The sequence below is a fragment of the Mesorhizobium sp. LSHC412B00 genome (genome assembly GCF_000503035.1).
Lineage (GTDB): Bacteria > Pseudomonadota > Alphaproteobacteria > Rhizobiales > Rhizobiaceae > Mesorhizobium.
The window spans coordinates 392,742-410,538 of the sequence record NZ_AYWB01000002.1; the positions used below are offsets into that span (position 1 = coordinate 392,742).

Annotated in this window: 17 protein-coding genes; 12 read left to right on the forward strand and 5 right to left on the reverse strand. The window is 59.5% G+C overall.

Annotation, left to right across the window (positions count from 1 at the left end; all coding sequences use genetic code 11):
- Nucleotides 1-38 precede the first annotated feature (38 nt).
- The 3 genes from xth (at nt 39) to X757_RS158515 (ending at nt 1,768) form a co-directional block, all read left to right on the forward strand.
- A complete protein-coding gene (xth, locus tag X757_RS158525; RefSeq protein ID WP_023725502.1) occupies nt 39-815 on the forward strand; it encodes an exodeoxyribonuclease III in 777 nt (258 codons plus the stop codon).
- Between the two features lie 116 nt (nt 816-931).
- Entirely contained in the window at nt 932-1,456 is a 525-nt protein-coding gene (locus tag X757_RS158520) for a hypothetical protein (protein ID WP_032996171.1), read from the forward strand.
- A 15-nt stretch (nt 1,457-1,471) separates the two neighbouring features.
- Nucleotides 1,472-1,768: a SemiSWEET family sugar transporter gene (locus X757_RS158515; protein ID WP_023687830.1), complete on the forward strand. Its 297-nt coding sequence runs from the start codon at nt 1,472-1,474 to the stop codon at nt 1,766-1,768.
- A gap of 1 nt (nt 1,769) precedes the next feature.
- Here the strand turns inward: X757_RS158515 and X757_RS158510 are convergent, their stop codons facing one another.
- Together X757_RS158510 and X757_RS158505 are read right to left on the reverse strand one after the other, a co-directional pair.
- Entirely contained in the window at nt 1,770-2,369 is a 600-nt protein-coding gene (locus X757_RS158510; RefSeq protein WP_023725504.1) for a cupin, read from the reverse strand.
- A gap of 40 nt (nt 2,370-2,409) precedes the next feature.
- Nucleotides 2,410-2,919 carry a pyridoxamine 5'-phosphate oxidase family protein gene (locus X757_RS158505; protein ID WP_023696338.1) on the reverse strand — a complete coding sequence of 170 codons (510 nt, stop codon included), beginning with the start codon at nt 2,917-2,919 and terminating at the stop codon, nt 2,410-2,412.
- 17 nt (nt 2,920-2,936) lie between these two features.
- Between X757_RS158505 and X757_RS158500 the strand changes: the two genes are divergently transcribed.
- Entirely contained in the window at nt 2,937-3,239 is a 303-nt protein-coding gene (locus X757_RS158500) for a hypothetical protein (RefSeq protein ID WP_156933410.1), read from the forward strand.
- Between the two features lie 282 nt (nt 3,240-3,521).
- On the opposite strand, the gene X757_RS158495 is transcribed toward X757_RS158500, so the two are convergent.
- Nucleotides 3,522-4,439 (reverse strand): hypothetical protein, encoded by a 918-nt coding sequence (locus X757_RS158495; protein ID WP_023700021.1) that lies wholly within the window; start codon nt 4,437-4,439, stop codon nt 3,522-3,524.
- 353 nt (nt 4,440-4,792) lie between these two features.
- On the opposite strand from X757_RS158495, the gene X757_RS158490 reads away from it, so the two are divergent.
- The 3 genes from X757_RS158490 to X757_RS158480 are packed head-to-tail and all read left to right on the forward strand — an operon-like array spanning nt 4,793 to nt 7,679.
- A complete protein-coding gene (locus X757_RS158490; RefSeq protein WP_023704621.1) occupies nt 4,793-5,965 on the forward strand; it encodes a glycosyltransferase in 1,173 nt (390 codons plus the stop codon).
- Nucleotides 5,966-5,967: 2 nt separating this feature from the next.
- Nucleotides 5,968-7,110, forward strand: coding sequence for a UDP-galactopyranose mutase (gene glf / locus X757_RS158485; RefSeq protein ID WP_023725505.1), 1,143 nt, complete (start codon nt 5,968-5,970; stop codon nt 7,108-7,110).
- Between the two features lie 47 nt (nt 7,111-7,157).
- A complete protein-coding gene (locus tag X757_RS158480) occupies nt 7,158-7,679 on the forward strand; it encodes a ferritin-like domain-containing protein (RefSeq protein ID WP_023687824.1) in 522 nt (173 codons plus the stop codon).
- A 69-nt stretch (nt 7,680-7,748) separates the two neighbouring features.
- On the opposite strand, the gene X757_RS158475 is transcribed toward X757_RS158480, so the two are convergent.
- Complete coding sequence (locus X757_RS158475) at nt 7,749-8,906, reverse strand: hypothetical protein (RefSeq protein WP_023725506.1); 1,158 nt, start codon at nt 8,904-8,906, stop codon at nt 7,749-7,751.
- A 299-nt stretch (nt 8,907-9,205) separates the two neighbouring features.
- Here X757_RS158475 and X757_RS158470 point away from each other — a divergent pair, with 299 nt between their 5' ends.
- The 5 genes from X757_RS158470 to cyoD all read left to right on the forward strand — a co-directional run bounded on the left by X757_RS158470 (nt 9,206) and on the right by cyoD (nt 14,351).
- Nucleotides 9,206-10,096: an MBL fold metallo-hydrolase gene (locus tag X757_RS158470; protein ID WP_023725507.1), complete on the forward strand. Its 891-nt coding sequence runs from the start codon at nt 9,206-9,208 to the stop codon at nt 10,094-10,096.
- A 232-nt stretch (nt 10,097-10,328) separates the two neighbouring features.
- Nucleotides 10,329-11,258 (forward strand): ubiquinol oxidase subunit II, encoded by a 930-nt coding sequence (cyoA, locus tag X757_RS23115; RefSeq protein WP_245260110.1) that lies wholly within the window; start codon nt 10,329-10,331, stop codon nt 11,256-11,258.
- Between the two features lie 2 nt (nt 11,259-11,260).
- Entirely contained in the window at nt 11,261-13,261 is a 2,001-nt protein-coding gene (gene cyoB / locus X757_RS158465) for a cytochrome o ubiquinol oxidase subunit I (protein ID WP_023725508.1), read from the forward strand.
- Nucleotides 13,258-13,944, forward strand: coding sequence for a cytochrome (ubi)quinol oxidase subunit III (locus X757_RS158460; protein ID WP_023681134.1), 687 nt, complete (start codon nt 13,258-13,260; stop codon nt 13,942-13,944). Before cyoB ends, X757_RS158460 begins: the two co-directional genes overlap by 4 nt.
- Nucleotides 13,941-14,351 (forward strand): cytochrome o ubiquinol oxidase subunit IV, encoded by a 411-nt coding sequence (gene cyoD, locus X757_RS158455; protein ID WP_023668026.1) that lies wholly within the window; start codon nt 13,941-13,943, stop codon nt 14,349-14,351. Before X757_RS158460 ends, cyoD begins: the two co-directional genes overlap by 4 nt.
- A gap of 73 nt (nt 14,352-14,424) precedes the next feature.
- On the opposite strand, the gene X757_RS158450 is transcribed toward cyoD, so the two are convergent.
- Nucleotides 14,425-17,754 (reverse strand): DEAD/DEAH box helicase, encoded by a 3,330-nt coding sequence (locus tag X757_RS158450; protein WP_023725509.1) that lies wholly within the window; start codon nt 17,752-17,754, stop codon nt 14,425-14,427.
- Between the last annotated feature and the right edge of the window lie 43 nt (nt 17,755-17,797).

Consider the following 17,797-nt stretch of genomic DNA (forward strand, 5'->3'; position numbering starts at 1 on the left):
GTCGCATCGAAGCGGCGCAAAGACGTTAAATCGTCGAGATGACCCGCATCGCAACCTTCAACGTCAATGGCGTCAACAGCCGACTGCCAGTGCTTCTCAAGTGGCTTGGCGAAACCGGCTATGACATCGTCTGCCTTCAAGAACTGAAGACCTCTGACGAAAAATTTCCCGTCGATGCGATTAGAAACGCCGGCTATGGCGCAATCTGGCACGGACAGAAGTCCTACAATGGCGTGGCAATCCTCGCTCGCGGGATTGAGCCGCTGGAACGTCGTCGAGGTCTGCCGGGCGATCCCGACGATTCGCACAGCCGCTACATCGAGGCAGATGTGAATGGGCTTGTTGTCGGCTGCCTGTATTTGCCTAATGGCAATCCAGCGCCGGGGCCGAAGTTCGACTACAAACTTCGCTGGTTCCAACGTTTGATCACCTATGGCCAGGTGCTGCTCGGCGATAGCTCACCGACCATCCTGTGCGGCGACTATAACGTCGTTCCAGGCTCGATCGACGCGGCGATGCCGGGGCGCTGGGTTGGCGATGCCGTTTACTTCCCCGAGAGCCGGAGCGCGTACGCCGAAATGCTTGCTCAGGGCTGGATCGATGCCGTCCGTCGCATTCATCCAGAAAAGGGAATTTACACCTATTGGAACTTCTCCTACCGCGGCGGGTACGATCGGAGTTCCGGGCTCCGGATGGACCATCTCTTGCTGAGTTCATCCCTATTGGATCGCCTGAAGAATGCCGGAGTAGATGCCGAAACGCGTGCATGGGACAAGCCGAGCGATCATGCGCCAGCCTGGATAGAACTTGATTGAGCTTCCTCGGCAAGGAGCCTGAAGACCTGGTGGCGCTCCTTCGTGATTAGATTTGGCCGCATGTCTATCGCCAACAATGAGGACTGCCGGCGCCAAGCGATTCAAAGGACGCAATGATGACAAACACTCAAAAGGAAGCTGAACTGATTGCGCGCCTTGCACGCCAGCATGGCGTCACTGATGGCGCTGTCATGGCTGTCCTTGAGGCGTTGCGGCGTGGTGGTGGAACCATGGCCCAGTTCAGCCACGTCGACTTCGGAGGAATGTCACAATGGTCCTCCGGCATGACGATGGTCGGCGACATGTTCAATGACAGCCTCAAGGCGAAGCTCAACGCTATCGCGGCGGAGCTCTCGTCCCACCTGCTCGATCATCCCGCCATGGCCCACGCCGGCTCATGGTGGCCTGAGGAGTTTGGGAGCCCGTCTGCCGCTGGTTCTCAAAACAATATGCGCTACGCAGCGTTTCCTGAGCGAAGCCGCCTGGTCATCGACGATCATGGAAAGATGGAGATTTATGACACAGGCGACCATCGCATATCCGGTGTTTCGCAGAGCCAGAGCACGGACTCCACCCTGACCTTTGTCAGCCAGCACGGCGTGGTCCGCGTATCTGATCTCAAGCGCGTATCTGCGACGTAGGTCAGGGCCGCTTCCATGCAGACAGTCACGCTCATCGGCTATCTCGCGACCGTCTGCTCGATGAGCAGTTTCACCCCGCAAGCCTGGAAAATCATCAGGACACGAGAGACAAGCGGCATCTCCGCACCGATGTATGCCATCACTGTGTTGGGCTTCGCCTTGTGGCTGGCCTTCGGCATCATGAAGGCAGAGTGGCCGATCATAATCACGAATGGCGTCTGTCTCCTGCTGTCAGCCTTCATTCTCACAATGACAGTCCTGCCGCAGGCTGAGAAAGACGCAGTTGCCAAGGCTTTCGACCCCGACGACTAAATTAGCGCTTCCAACTTTTCAGCAGCGGACCTTGGCTGCCATATGCAGGATCCTTGCGCGGACGCCCCACGCTGGGGATTGTTGCGAGCGCATCGCTATGCTGATCCTTGCTCCTACATTCGTCATAACTCCCAAACGGAGGATACGCGCCGACAACCAAAAAATCATCGGATGCCGAGAGGCATTGGTGCCCGGTGCCTGCCGGGAGGACCGCGCCGTCACCGGCCTTCAGCGACAGCGTTCGTCCTTTCTTGCCGCCAAACCGGACTTCAGCATTTCCGCGCGCAATTCCCAGAACCTCGTGTATTTGCGAATGATAGTGAACGTAATCATAGATGCCGTTTCGCCAGCTATCGCCCCATCCGTTTGCATCGAAAAGCACCTCCATGACGGCTGCTGGATCAAGTCCTTCGGGCAATTCGACGGCGCCGCGATAAACGACGAGCGGCCATGCTGGATGATTGGGTACAAGTCCATCATCCTTGAACCAGAACTGATTCGACTTTCGCTGCCTCACAAATCCGGCGACAGCTTGCTTGCGCGGTCTTGCGAAACCGGTGACGTTCTCGATCACTTTCTTGCTGGTTTCCAAAATGCTCATCGACGCTGCCTCTAAAGCAGAGGTTAGTTTAGCCGCTCGCTCAGAGCTCGACCTTTGCGTTGTCGCCCACATTCGGCTTGGCGCCGGTAACGGCCGCAAACACCATCGTTGCGGTAGCCATCATTGGCCCCGGGCTGTCCCACAATTCGCCTTCGTCGGGTTTGACCGTTATCAGACGAATCTCGGGATCATCGGCATTATCCCACCAGGCTGAGTCAGTTTTCTCCCAGAGCTCGGCAATCTTTTCCCTGTCATTTGTCACTGTGGCCGGGCCTGACATCGTGACGTATTTGTAGTGGCTGTTGTCACTCCAGGCCAATGTGACCTTTGGATAGGTCGACAGTTGCTTGCTCTTGGCGCTGTCGTCATTGACGAGGAAGTATATGGCGTTTTCTTCACGGACCACACGCGCAGATAGCGGACGGGCTCGATTGTACTCGCCGTCCCAGGTCACGAACATGCAGACGTCGATGTTTTCGGCGAGTTCCCAGATGCGGTCTGTTGCCTCGGCGGGCGTGAGGTCCGTCTGCTGCTCTCGGCGGTTAGCCATAAGATGTCCTCCTGCGGGTGAATATCCTTGCTGACAACTCACGTCCCGCCACCACGTTCCAACTCACTGGTTCCTTCGACCTGCTAAGCGGCGGTGGAACTTTCGAAATTGCCGGAAGTTTGGATGGCAAACGCGAGGCCATGATGGCGGACAAGACGCTTCGAACATCAAAACGGACACCCGAGCAGGACGCAAAGGGTCAGTCGGAAAAGGACCACAAGGGCGGCGGAAACGATGGCGTCGCCAGCGCCGATCCGCGGGTGATCTCCGGCAAAAAAGACGGCGACGCGACATTCCCTGTCAAGGGACCGAAGAAATAGCTATGAGCCCATGGCAGGGCATCTGGCGGTGTCATCAATGCAACTGAGAAAACTGACGAACGGCTCAAGTCATTTCGCTAAAAGCGACAGAGTTAAGGCTGGCTTTCCCGACTTGCCGCTCGCCAAGTGCGATCGCGGAAATCCGTCGATCCGCATTGGCGATGTCGTGTCTCCTAGTGCGTCGCGATGACACTTTGCTACCGTCACCGACGCGGATCACCTTCAACCCTCCGGAGTTGCATGACGCGCATCGGCCTCAAGGCGCTAATGGCAGCCTGGAAATCACGCGACCTTTGAAAAGAGAGCGACGTCGCATCTGGCTAAACCATAGCGCCATCGGTGATCGGTTGTGGCAACCCGGCTCTGGTAGAACAGTGAAAGCTGACTGCCATCGATCATCACCGTCGAGTGGCCGTTCTCGCCCGGTTGACCTGGCTCCAACACCGGGCCGATCGAAACGTAAGGCCCGCTGACCTCGTCGGCGATGGCAAAAAACACCCGTTGCCGGTTTCCCCGAAGGCCATTCGGAAGAAAGCAAGTGGCGTTGAGAAGCACCCGGCCGTCCGGCAGCTCGATCAGTTGCGCGCCCTCAATGCCCCATTCGTAGTCGGGATCATCTCTGGTGTTATGGTGGGGAACATCGTTGTGGTCGAGGATTTTGCCGATCCGCTTCCACGGACCGAACCACGAGTCGGACTGGCTACGTGCCAGATAGATGTCGGGCTGAGGCACCCTGGTGAATTTTGGCATAGCCGAATAAACCAGGTAGCGCCCACCGCCAATGACTGCCGGATGCGGATCGTAAATTCCGTCTTCTTCCGTGTCCGGGATGGCCAGAATGGCCGGACTGAGGACTACCCAATGGAACCCGTCGTTGGAAACCGCATGCTCGCAACGGCCACCCGACTTCATGAATTCCGTCTGGATGAACATGTGGAAGACGCCGCACTCGTGGGTCACCCCGGGAGCCGCAACACCAGTACCGTTGATTGGAAGTTCGATCGGCTCATGCTCGGCCCACGGCCCATAAAGATCGGGCGCCGTGGCATGCAAGATTCTCCACGTCTCAGTGGTGACCGTGCCGCTTGACCCGAAGACGTGCCAGACACGGCCATCGAAGACAGGACACGGGTCCTTGAGATCATCCACGCTTTGCGGATGAAACAGTGGAAAAACGTTGGTTTCAAAGTTGATGTTCATGTCAGCCCCGGAATTCGCCTCGGCAGTCGGAGACGCGCAGAGATACAGGCGAATCATTGATGTTAGGCACATTCTATAGCCAACGAGTTCAACGCAAATACGGCAATGCCGCTGTCCACCAGCATTCCTCGTTCAACCACGCTTTCAGTGGCGGCCGGGTTCCGACAGCCGCCCTCGCCTCCGCAACCAGATCCCGCTTCGTGCGTGGACCAAGCGGGCAACCGGGCCTTCTTCATTTCAGTTGGAACAACTCACCTGATCGAAAGTTAGGAGCTGGAACTAAGTAGTTCTCTCCATTCGCGATTAACAAATGTTAATCGTAACATAAATAGTGTCACAGAGGGAGTATGTCAATGGAAGCGGCCTTTGGCGGGGTAACCGGCAGTCAATATGTTCGTCGCGAAAATATACTGGTTTGCTTCTCCCACTTACGATGGAATTTTGTTCACCAGCGTCCGCAGCATCTCCTCACTCTCGCATCCGCTCAGCAGCGAGTGGTCTACTTTGAAGAACCCGTTTTCGAAGAATTGCCGCAGCCGCTGATGCGGACGAGCGTGGCATCGGAAAACATTCTGATTGTCACACCAGTGCTGCCGCTTGGCACGTCGGCCGCGAAAGCAGATGCCGTCCAGCGGAGATTTGTGCAGCAGACCATCGCTTCTATGCCGCATAGCCGGCTGATCGCCTGGTACTACACCCCAATGGCTCTTCGCTTTACGGAATTCCTCGACCCAGACATATGCGTCTATGACTGCATGGACGAACTCTCTGCGTTCAGGAATGCGCCCCCCGAGCTGGGCCAGATGGAAAAGGCGCTTCTGCGCCGCGCGGATCTGGTTTTCACCGGTGGTCTAAGCTTGTTCGAGACCAAGCGTCACCTCCATCCCGCCATCTTTCCATTTCCGAGCAGCATCGATGTGAGGCACTTTCACACCGCAAGACGGCCAGGAAGGGACCCAGCCGACCAGGCGGGCATTCCTTCCCCGAGGGTTGGATATTTCGGCGTCATCGACGAGCGGCTGGACGTCGATCTCGTGGCGCTAGCGGCAAAGACAATGCCGGACGTGCATTTCGTCATGCTCGGTCCGGTTGTCAAGATCGACCCTGCAAGCCTGCCGCAAGCCGAAAACCTGCATTGGCTTGGCCCGAAAGCCTACTGCGATCTGCCCGACTATTTGCGCCATTGGGACGCCGGATGGATGCCGTTTGCCCTCAACGAGGCGACGCGTTTCATCAGCCCGACCAAGACGCCGGAATTTCTCGCGGCGGGTCTGCCGGTGATCTCGACGGCAATCGTCGACGTGGTGCGCAGTTACGGTGCTGCCGGGCTGGTGGAAATCGCCGACTGTGACGATCTGGAAATCAAGCTGCGCTCCGTCCTTTCGCGACCGCGTCAGATGCTCCTGCAGCAAGTCGATGCCTATCTTGCGGACATGTCCTGGGAACGGACATGGAATGCCATGGCAGCTCACATTGAGCGCGCCTACCAACGCAAGAAGGTCGTGCCCCTTCGCAGGAGTGCATAGCCATGTTCGATTGGCTGATCGTCGGCGCGGGTTTCGCCGGCAGTGTGCTTGCCGAACGGATAGCGTCGCAGCGTCAGGAAAGCGTTTTGCTGATCGATCGCCGCAGCCATGTGGGAGGCAACGCCTACGACTGCTACAATGAAGCCGGCATCCTCATCCATCGCTACGGCCCGCACATCTTCCACACCAACAGCCAAACGATCGTGGACCACCTTTCGCAGTTCACGCAATGGCGGCCGTACGAGCACAGGGTGTTGGCGGCCGTGGACGGGCAACTGGTTCCCATCCCGATCAATCTCGACACCATCAACCGGCTTTACGGGCTAGACCTGACCTCGGCACAGCTGGAGGATTTCTTCGCGTCGCGACGCGAAACGGTGGAGGATGTCCGAACGGCTGAGGACGTCGTCGTCAGCACCGTGGGGCGCGAGCTCTATGAAAAATTCTTCCGCGGCTACACAAGAAAGCAATGGGGCGTCGATCCCAGTCAGCTAAGCAAATCTGTCACGGCACGAGTGCCGACCAGGACCAACCGTGACGACCGCTATTTCAGCGACAGCTTCCAGAAAATGCCGGCCGGCGGGTACACGCGGATGTTCGAGCGCATGCTCGACCATCCGAATATCAAGATCATGCTGCAGACCGATTTCCGTGAAATTCGTGAGAAGATACCGTTCAGGCGCATGGTTTATACCGGCCCGATCGATGAATATTTCGGCTGGCAGCTCGGGCACCTTCCGTACCGTTCGCTTCGTTTCGAGCACGTTACACTGGATTGCGAGCAATTTCAGCCGGTTGCCGTGGTCAATTATCCCCAGACGGAAGATTACACGCGCATTACCGAGTACAAACATCTGACCGGCCAGCAGAGTTCGCGGACCAGCCTGACCTACGAATACCCCACGGAGATCGGGGACCCGTACTATCCCGTGCCCCGGCCCGAAAACGAAGTGCTCTACAAGCGCTATGAAGCGCTCGCGGCAAGCTGCCCAGACGTCTGGTTTGTCGGTCGGCTTGCAACTTACCGCTATTACAACATGGACCAGGTAGTCGGACAGGCTCTGGCCACTTTCGCGCGCATCCAAAAAAGCCTCCCGGCCTGGGCGCGCACGGAGGAGCCGTTGTTGGCCGAGCCGAGAAGATAGTTTCTTCCAAGACGGAAGATCGGGCGGGTATCAGAAGGAGAAACTCGATGGATACAAACTTCAACTCGGAAAGCCGCGAGATATTTATCGTCGGCTTGCGCAACGCGCACGCCATGGAAAATCAAGCGCTGTCGATCATGAAGCCTCAGGTCGAGCGTATAGAGAACTATCCGGAGGTGGCCGATCGCTTGCGCCGGCACATTCAGGAAACCGAAGGCCAGATCACGAGACTCGAGTCCGTCCTGGAGGGCCTTGGTGAGGAGCACTCCACCCTCAAGGACACTGCCTTGTCGATGGTTGGCAGCGTGGCCGCCATTGGACATTCGATGGCCGGCGACGAGATCATCAAGAACAGCCTGGCGAATTTCGCATTCGAGAACTACGAGATTGCTGCCTACAATTCGCTGCTGGTACTGGCCGACGCCGGGGGCTTCCAGGATGCTGAAAGGGCCCTCAAGCAGAACCTGAACGAAGAGGAAGCCATGGCCAACTGGCTCAAGGAAAATCTGAGCGACGTTACCATGCGATATGCCAGGCTGCGCGAGGCTGGGGCGACTGCAAAAAGCTGATGCACCGCACCGGCGCGGGCGGCGTTTCGAAACAGACGCTCGCCCGCCCCTCCCTCGTTTGAGGCCTCTTCAAGGCGTCGTGTCCGCCACGAGAAGAGCTTGCTGACGGGCCAGTTCATCTGCTGTGGGTTTGCGCAGGTGTCGCCTGCCATCAGCCTGGATGACGGAAAACAAACCAACCTCGGCATGTCGCGAATTGTCCCAGCCCGGGTAGGCCGTTATCGGGTACAGGCAAATACCCTCGACCGGCGCTCCGAGACTGATTGCGGAACGTACCTCGTCGCAGACATAGTGGAGCCAAGCCGGCCCGCCGGATCCCTCGGAACCGGTCTCCGCAATGAACATCGGCTTACCGTAGCGATGAGCAACTTCTAGCAACATTTCCGACAGGGCGCGGTACTCGTGGTGTCCCATCGGAATCGTCGGCCCGTTTACGTACCATTGATTGTGCGGGTAAAAATTCAAGCCCACGACATCGACAACATCTTCGCTCCCGCCCAACTCAGGTTCGACGCGGCCCAGCAACATGTCGTAAGCTTCGAACTGCCCCTGTCGGGCGTTTTCGGCCCGGCGCCGTTCGCTGCGGGTCCGGTCACGAGGGGCGATATGGATAAGCGGCTCGGCCCAGACAAATCTGCAGGCGGGATCGATCTCCCGCATTGCACGAACACCCGCGATGGCGGCCTTCACGAGGTGCCGCTTGAACCATCCACGTTTGTTCGGCCCCACACGCGGGAAATAGCCGACCTCAACAGCCCATGCGAAAAAGGAGATTTCGTTGATGGGACACAACAGAGGCGATGTTCCGGTGATCGAACGGTGTACCTTGACGGCTTCTGCCGCGAACGAGGCATAGGCGTCGATGAAATGCGGCGAGCCCTGATCGACATGGTCCGGAGATCCGTAGTGAAAGATGTCCCAGATTACCTGAACACCTGCCGATCGGGCTGCCTCGACCATTGGCGCCCAACTTGACCAGTCATAGGTTCCGGGAGCGGTTTCGATCAAATGCCAACGCAGGCCGTCGCGGATGGTGCGAAGGCCGAGTTCGGCGCAGCCGCGGTAGTCGCCCAGGGCATGCAAATTATGCGAGGTCGCACGAATAAGATCGAGGCGAACGCCGTCCTTGCGCCGGTGCGAGGAGCATTCAAAGCCTGCCATGAAAAAACTGGCGAAGCGCGAAGCTTCCGGAACCGAGGCCTCCGTCTGGCGTCCCACTTCGCTCATTTTTCGAAGTCTCCTTTGGGCAATCGGCTTCGAACTCGGCCGCCTTGTCCGGACCGGGAACCGCGTTGGCGAAATACCGAATTCAGTCGGGCGCGCCCCATGTTCGTTGCTCAGTCCAGCTCGTCCTTGCGTGGCCGGGTAGTGCCGAACCCATTGGTAGAGCCTTTGTTCCGGTGGTGAACTGTCCGGGCGCCGCGTGCAAATGAGGAACAAGGAGGCCCGTCCCAAGTTCGGGGCGATGTACAGCCGCCGTCATCCACTCGAGCGGCTGCTCGGCAACAACAGAGGCATGGGATCACATGACCGTTCAGATTCGACTTTCCGAGATCGACCACGCCAGGCGCGAGGATCGTGGCGACGGCGCTTGGAGCATCGCACCGGACCTGGGTTACTTGCGGCTAGCAATCGTCAATGTCGTGTTCTTCGGCGCACCGGGCGGCGGAGATCGGAACTGGGTGCTGATCGATACGGGGTTGCCGACGTCTCGCAGCAGCATTCTTGCGGTCGCGGAAAAGCGGTTCGGCGTCAACGCACGGCCGGCTGCAATCATCCTGACCCATGGCCATTTCGACCATGTGGGAACGGTTCTAGAACTCGCAAATGGCTGGGACGTGCCCGTCTTCGCCCATCCACTCGAGCACCCCTATTTGGACGGAACCACATCCTATCCGCCACCGGATCCCTGGGTTGGGGGTGGACTGATGGCGCTGCTTTCACCGCTTTTTCCACGCGGGCCAATCGATCTTGGCAGCCGTTTGGAACCCTTGCCCGCCGATGGATCGATCCCCGGAATGCCCGGATGGCAATGGCTGCACACACCCGGACATGCCCCTGGGCATATCTCGCTCTGGCGCGAGCAAGACCGCTCGCTCATCGTAGGAGACGCTTTCATCACCACCGGTCAGGAGTCGGTCTATGAAGTCGCCATTCAGGATCTTGAGATGCACGGTCCGCCGCGCTATTTCACGCCAGACTGGGATGCAGCGGAAAGGTCCGTGAAGCATCTGGCTGCCTTGGGCCCCCAGATGGTCATCAGTGGACACGGTGCGGCTGCTGCGGGAGTGGGCATGCGGCAGGCTCTCGATAACCTGGCTGAGCGATTCAGGGTATTCGCCGTCCCGCCGAAATTGAAATTCGTGCGGGAGCCAGCGTCGCCGATAGCTAGGCCAATCGAGCCGCCATCGTTCTGAAATTATGGTGGATTGGCCAACGCGGGACCATCGGACAGAGTAACTCGGTCCAGCGGAACAAACCCGGCCGGCGACAGTTGGGGCACGCGCTCAGGGGGCGACACCCTGCGAAGTGCCGCGAGGTTTCGCGCCATGGGGAGGCTCAGATGGAAACCCGATGAACGCATGCCCCTAGCACGCGTTCCCTCAAAGAGAGATTGCAGAGCCGGTGTTGTTGCCATCCAGCCCTAAGTTGACACGCCAACTGCTCTGGATCGTCGGAGGCGCATTCTTGCCCGGTTGCGCGGGGGGAGTGCTCGATCCCCAAGGACCAATTGGCGTCGGCAATCGCACGATCCTTTTGAACTCGCTGGCGGTGATGCTGGTGATCGTTGTTCCCACGCTTGTTGCACTTCTGGCATTCGCCTGGAAGTTCCGCGCCTCGAACAGCAACGCCCGCTATAATCCGGAGTTCACCTATTCGGGACGCGTGGAGTTGATCGTCTGGTCGATCCCGACGCTCACCATCCTGTTCATTGGCGGGCTGATCTACTACGGATCGTATCAACTCGATCCGCGCAAACCGATCCCTTCTAGCCAGCCGCCGCTCGACATTCAGGTGGTGGCGCTCGACTGGAAATGGCTGTTCCTCTATCCCGAGCAGGGCGTGGGTGCTGTCAATCAACTGGTTATCCCCGCCGGCGTTCCAGTGCGTTTCAAGTTGACCTCGGCCAGCGTGATGAACACGTTCTTCGTGCCCCAGCTTGGCAGCATGGTCTACGTCATGAACGGCATGCAGACCGAATTGCATCTGCAGGCCGACCGCGAGGGCAGCTTTTTCGGCCAGTCGGCGCACTTCAGCGGCGACGGCTTCTCGGATATGAATTTCAGTGTGAGCGCGGTTTCAGCCGATGCCTTCACCCGCTGGGCGTCATCGCTGCGTGGCGGGGGCGGCGTGCTCAACGCCAACGCCTATCGCGAACTCGCCCGGCAAAGCACAAATGTGGCGCCGGCTTCCTTCGGTCATGTCCAGCCTGGGCTGTTCGAAGCGGTCGTTCAGCAGACGCTCCCACCGGGTCCGGGGCCTGCTGAGAGCGCAGCCAGCGGCGAGCCACAGGTGAGCCCAAGGGCTTTACCCGCGGCGGCGGCAACGATGACCCATCATCCACAAGGGGCAGAATGACGATGCTGGGCAAGCTCGACTGGTCGGCCGTTCCTTTCGATCAACCCATCCCCCTCGGCGCAGCCCTTGGCGTCTTTCTGGCAGCAGCCGCCGTGCTTGGCTGGATAACGGCGAAGGGCTACTGGCCATATCTGTGGAGCGAGTGGATAAGCTCGGTCGACCACAAGCGCATCGGCGTAATGTACATTGTGCTGGCGATGCTCATGCTTCTGCGTGGCTTCGTCGATGCTATCATGATGCGCACACAACAGGTGCTTGCGATTCACGGGCCGGGCTACCTCCCGCCGGAGCATTACGACCAGATCTTTTCCGCGCACGGCACGATCATGATCTTCTTCGCCGCGATGCCGTTCATGATCGGCCTGATGAATTTCGTCGTGCCGCTGCAGCTTGGCGTACGCGATGTCGCTTTTCCGACGCTCAATTCCGTCAGCTTCTGGCTGACGGCTTCCGGAGCCCTGCTGGTCAACATCTCGCTTGTGGTCGGCGAGTTCGCGCGCACCGGCTGGCTGCCCTATGCCCCTTTGTCGGAAACCACCTACTCGCCGGGCGTCGGTGTCGATTATTATCTGTGGGCGATCCAGATCTCCGGCGTCGGCACGCTGCTCACCGGTGTCAACCTGGTGACGACCATCCTCAAGATGCGGGCGCCGGGAATGGGCTATCTGCGAATGCCGATGTTCTGCTGGACCTCGCTCGCGTCCAACCTGCTCATTGTCGCAGCCTTCCCGATCCTTACCGCCACGCTCGCAATGCTGACGCTGGACCGGTATCTCGGCTTCCACTTCTTCACCAACGAAGCCGGTGGAAATCAGATGATGTTCGTCAACCTGATCTGGGCGTGGGGCCATCCTGAAGTATACATCCTGGTGCTTCCCGCCTTCGGAATCTTCTCCGAGATTTTCTCGACTTTTTCATCGAAGCCGCTGTTCGGATACCGTTCGATGGTCGCGGCCACGATGTTCATCTGCATCGTCTCGTTCATGGTCTGGCTGCATCACTTCTTCACCATGGGTGCCGGAGCGGACGTTAATGCCGCCTTCGGGATCGCCACGTCGGTCATTGCCGTGGGAACCGGTGTGAAAATCTACAACTGGCTCTTCACCATGTATGGCGGGCGCGTTCGTTTCGACACGCCGATGCTTTGGGCACTGGCTTTCGTGACCACCTTCACCGTCGGCGGCATGACTGGTGTGCTGCTTGCCGTCCCGCCGGCCGACTTCGTGCTACACAATTCGCTTTTCCTCGTCGCGCATTTCCATAACGTCATCATCTCGGGCGTGTTGTTTGGAGCATTCGCCGGCTTCACCTACTGGTTCCCCAAGGCGTTCGGCTTCCGTTTGCACGAAGGCTGGGGAAAAGCGGCATTTTGGGTCACCTTGGCCGGCTACATGCTGGTCTTCGTACCGCTCTATATTGTCGGTCTGCTCGGCATGACGCGGCGCCTGCAACATATCGATATGGACCTTTGGGCGCCGTGGCTGGTGGTGGCCGCTTTCGGCGTGGTGGTGATGATCGCCGGCGCGGCGCTGCAGATCACACAGCTTTTCGTTTCGATCCGGTATCGCGACAAGTTTCGCGACGAAACCGGCGACCCGTGGGACGGGCGTTCGCTGGAGTGGTCGACATCTTCCCCTCCTCCTGTCTTCAATTATGCACGGCTGCCTCACGTGGAAGACGAAGAACCCTACTGGAGCATCAAGCAACGAGGGATCGAACAGAGCGCGGACGAGGAAAAGGCATATGAGCCGATCGAGATGCCTCGCAACAGCCCGACTGGCTTCGTCACCGCCTTCTTCAGCACACTGATCGGCTTCGCGCTGATCTGGCATATATGGTGGCTGGCGATCGTCGGCTTCATCGGCGCCTACGCAACCTTCGTCGTATTCGCCTGGCGCGATCATGGAGACTACGAGATCCCTGTCGACGAGGTCGCCCGCATCGATCATGACCACAAGGCAGCCCAGTTTGCCTGGCTGCGCGGGTGGGAGCGCCCGGCATGAGCGATCACGCATTCTCCGGCGACATCAGCGCCGGCACCCAGGCACGGGACCCGTATCGGCTTAATCACACCGGTCGGCATGCGGTGCGCTCTGCGACGGGCCACGGAGAAGGCGGCCCGGCCTCAAAGTTCGTCACGGTGACCTACGGCTTTTGGATCTTTCTCCTGTCCGACATCATCATGTTCTCGGCATTTTTCGCCGCCTACGCCGTGCTCGCCAAGGCAACCGCCGGCGGACCGACAGGCAAGGATCTGTTCGAACCGACACGGGTTGCGGTCCAGACGGGCCTTCTGCTCACTTCGAGCTTCACCGGCGGCGTGGCAACACTCGCCACCCGTCGCAGATCAATGGCTGCCACGCAGTTCTGGCTTCTCGTCACGGGGTTGCTCGGGGCAGCGTTCCTGTTCCTGGAACTACAGGAGTTCGCGGCAATGATCGGCGAGCAGGCAGGCCCCTCGCGCAGCGCATTTCTTTCTGCCTTCTTTGCGCTCGTTGGCTGCCACGGTGCCCATGTCGGTCTCGGCCTGCTCTGGCTGGGAACGATGATGGCGCAGCTGTGGGTCAAGGGCTTTCGGCCCGACATTTTGCGGCGGCTCCACTGCTTCGGGCTCTTCTGGCACGCCCTCGACATCATCTGGGTTGCCATCTTCACCCTGGTCTATCTGCTGGGAGCATCGTCATGACCGAGTTCGAGAGCAAGACCGGCGAGTTGCAGGACCGCCGCGATTCAGCGCCGGGCGAGGAACACATAAGCGAGCACGAAACGGCTGGGGGCCTCTCGGGCTATGTGCTCGGCTTCGGGCTGGCCATCCTGCTCACGATCGCGTCATTCCTGGCGGCGCGAACCGATCTGATTTACCAGCCCGCGGTCATCTCGGCCCTGGTGGTGCTCGCTGTTGCGCAGATGGGCGTGCATCTTGTCTTCTTTCTGCACCTGACCACCGGGCCGGACAACACCAACAACATCCTGGCCCTGGCCTTCGGCGTGCTGATCGTCGCGCTGGTGGTTCTGGGCTCTATCTGGATCATGGCCCACCTGAATGAAAACATGGCTGCCATGACACCCCATCAAGCCGGAACCATGCCTTGAACGCTGCCCTGCGAACGCACGGCCGCCCACAGTGCACCATTCGCACCGATGGCCCCAGGAGACAAAAGGCTCGTCAGATCTCGTGCTTTGGCTGAGCTGCACGTATGGCATCAAGCGCTAAGCGAACCGCATCGATGCCTGAGACGCCGGGCTGGATCGGCCTGAAAATCAGGCGGCCGTTCCGGTAGTCCAGGCCCAACGCCTTGCTGTTCCGCCATTGGGACGCCGACGGCTTGTTCCGAGGGGTGATCGCGATGGCCTCGGGACCCACATCGACTTTGCCGACGCCCAATTCCGACGCTGCTATTCGCAACCTGGTAAATTCCAGCAAAAGGGCTACTTCGCCAGGCATGTCTCCAAAGCGGTCCTCGAGCTCTTCGCTGAATGTATCGAGGTCCGGCTCCGAACGGATGCGGGAGAGCCGCGCATAGAGGCCAACGCGCACCGTAGGCTCGTCGACATAGCTCTCGGGAAAAGCCCCCTTTCCCGAGCCATTGATCTCGGCAAGTTGCTTGCCGAAGTCGGGCCCTCCGCCAGCCGCCGAGACCGCCCGCTCCAGCAAGTGCTCGTACAAGCCCACTCCGATCAGCTTCATATGCCCGGCCTGGTCTTCGCCGAAAAGATCTCCGGCGCCACGCAGGTCGAGGTCTCTTTGACTGATTGCCAGGCCGGAGCCGAGCCGATCGAGCGCAAGCATCGTCGAAAGCCGGGCCCTGGTACCGTCGGCCAGTTCAACGCCAGGTTGGGTCAGAAGAAACGCTACGGCCTGCACCGCGCCCCTTCCGACCCGGCCCCGCAGCTGGTGCAACTGCGCCAGACCGAACCGGTCGGGGCGCCAAACGATGATGGTGTTGGCCCGCGGCACATCGAGGCCGCTCTCGATGATGTCGGTGCTCAACAAAATGTCGCCATCACCTTCGGCGAATCCGACCATGACTTCGTCCAGCTGTCTCCCCTTCATTTCACCATGCGCCGTCTTGACCCCGAGTTCCGGCACCAGTCTGTTCAGCTGGTCACAGGCCGGGGCAATATCCTCGATCCGCGGGACCACGAAGAAGCTCTGTCCACCCCGGTGAAATTCACGCAGGAGGGCCGCGCGCACCGATGCTGGATCGAAAGCTGCCAAGATCGTGCGAACGGGACGTCTTTTGGCGGGCGGAGAGTTTAGAACGCTGACGTCCTGGATGCCTGACAACGCCGATTGCAACGTCCGGGGTATCGGTGTGGCGGTCATGCTCAGCGTATGGAGGCGAGGCGTCATGGTCCGCAGGGCCCGCTTCAACTTGACCCCGAACCGGTGCTCCTCGTCGATCACCAGCAGTCCAAGATTGGCGAAGGTGACGCTCCTGGACGCCAGGGCCTGAGTACCCACAACGACCGCAACCTGGCCGCTCCGCAGACCCTCTTTTGCCGCTCTCGCGTCCGCTGCCCCGACCATTCTTGAAAGGTGGGCGACCTGCAGGCCCGTTCCTGCGAAGCGGCGGCTGAACGTCTCATAGTGCTGTCGTGCCAACACTGTTGTCGGTGCTATGATAGCAACCTGCTTCCCGCAGAGAGCGGCGGCGGCGCAAGCACGCAGGGCGACCTCTGTCTTGCCGAAGCCGACATCGCCGCAGACGAGCCGGTTCATTGTTCTTCCCGACGAAAGATCATCGAGCACAGCGCGGATGGCGGCCGCTTGGTCGGGCGTCTCCGTATAGGGAAATCTCGCCGCAAAACGGGCCAAGTCCGTGCGGGAGGGCTTTATGATCTCGGCAGGCTGGCTGGACCTGATTTTGGCAAGACTCAAGAGGCCTTTGGCCAGCCTGTCGATCTCGCGCAACGCAGCTTCGCGTCGCTTCGGCCAGCCCTCGCCTTTGAGGCGATCAAGCGACACTGCCTCCGGTTCCGAGCCGTAGCGCCATATTCGTCCAAAGTCGTCGACCGGAACCAGCAAGGAAGCCCCGCCATGATATTCCAGTCTGACGACATCCTGTTGCTGGCCAGCCAACTCGACCTGTTCGACCGCGGCGAGCACGCCCAGGCCATGGTCTTCATGGACGACGACATCGCCAATGCGCAACTCGGGTTCGAGTATGCCCGTGGTCGCGCTCCCGCTCGCCTTTAACGCGGGCCCAAACAGGTCGGATGCGGCCACCACGGCGATATTGGATTGCGCGTCGACAAACCCTTCGTCGAGGACGAATTCAGCCTTGAGAAGAGAGCCCCTTGCGGCCGAAAGGATTTGCGGCAAGTCGGCCGCTTCCTCTGCCCGCCGGCCTAGTCTCCTATCGAGCAGGCGATCTGCTCGCTGCAATTCAGAGGCATCGCCGGTGAACACTACTCTGACTCCGGCGCTCGTCTGCCTTGTGACGAATTCCGCGAAATCATGCCCGGGTCGGGCCTGGCGGAAGAATTTGGGAACTCCCACGGCAGAAACGGCAAGTCTCACGCAACAGCGGTTAAGCAGAGCAGCGTCCCACTCTTCACGGGATAGGTAAAATCGTCCCGGCAAAGGTTTTTTCGTTCCGGCTGCCTCCTGCCTGGCACGACGTGCATCCTCGACCAGATCCAGAATTCTGCCGAGCGCCTGCCCGTCGGTCCCTTCAAGGAAGGAGATCGAGGCGCTGGAAGCCGCATCGAAGACGGATGGCATAGCGCCATACGATGCGACCAGGCGCTCTTCCATCGACGTCGCGCGCATCGCTGTCAGCTCAGGATGCTCACCAGCTTTAAAGATCAACTCGGATGCCGGTCCGACCGTAACCGAGTCTCGAACCTGATTGCTGAGCTGACTGAGCGGGTCGTAGGTCTTGAGCTGGCCGATGCAGGCATCGGGACCAACGATGATGCGAACGGGGCCATCCGCGCCAGCAGGGAAAATATCGATGAGATCGCCCCGAAAGGCTATCTCACCCGGTTCGTCGACCCTCTCGTCGACGACATAGCCAATGGCTTCGGACCTGGTTCTGAAATCGTCACCGTCGAGCTTTTGGCCTACCTCCAGAATTGTGAAACCGCCAGCGATGACGGGAGCAGGCGGCACCCGCTGCAGAATGGCTTCGAGCGACATTACAGCGATGCGCGGGCGATCCGGCTTCGTTGCGATCTCACGCAACGCACGAAGCCTTCGCCCCATATTGGCGCGTGTGGGCCACACCCTGTCGTAGGGCAGGCAATCCCAGGACGGCAGCAAGATGATATCCGCGTCAGGCAGGAACTGACGCAAGGCGCCGGCGATCTCCTCGGCACTGCGTTCCGAGGGAGCTATATGGACGATGTGCTTGTCCCGACTGGTCTCCAGGCCACGGGCCAGCGCTACCGCGATTGCTGAGGATGGCGGTCCGCCGTGCCCTATCGCAAACCCGCTGTCATCCGTGTGATCGATTTGTTCGACATCCGTCCGCGAAATATGCCTGTTCACTGAAATCTCACCTTGCCACTGAGACAACGTCAGCGGAGCCACC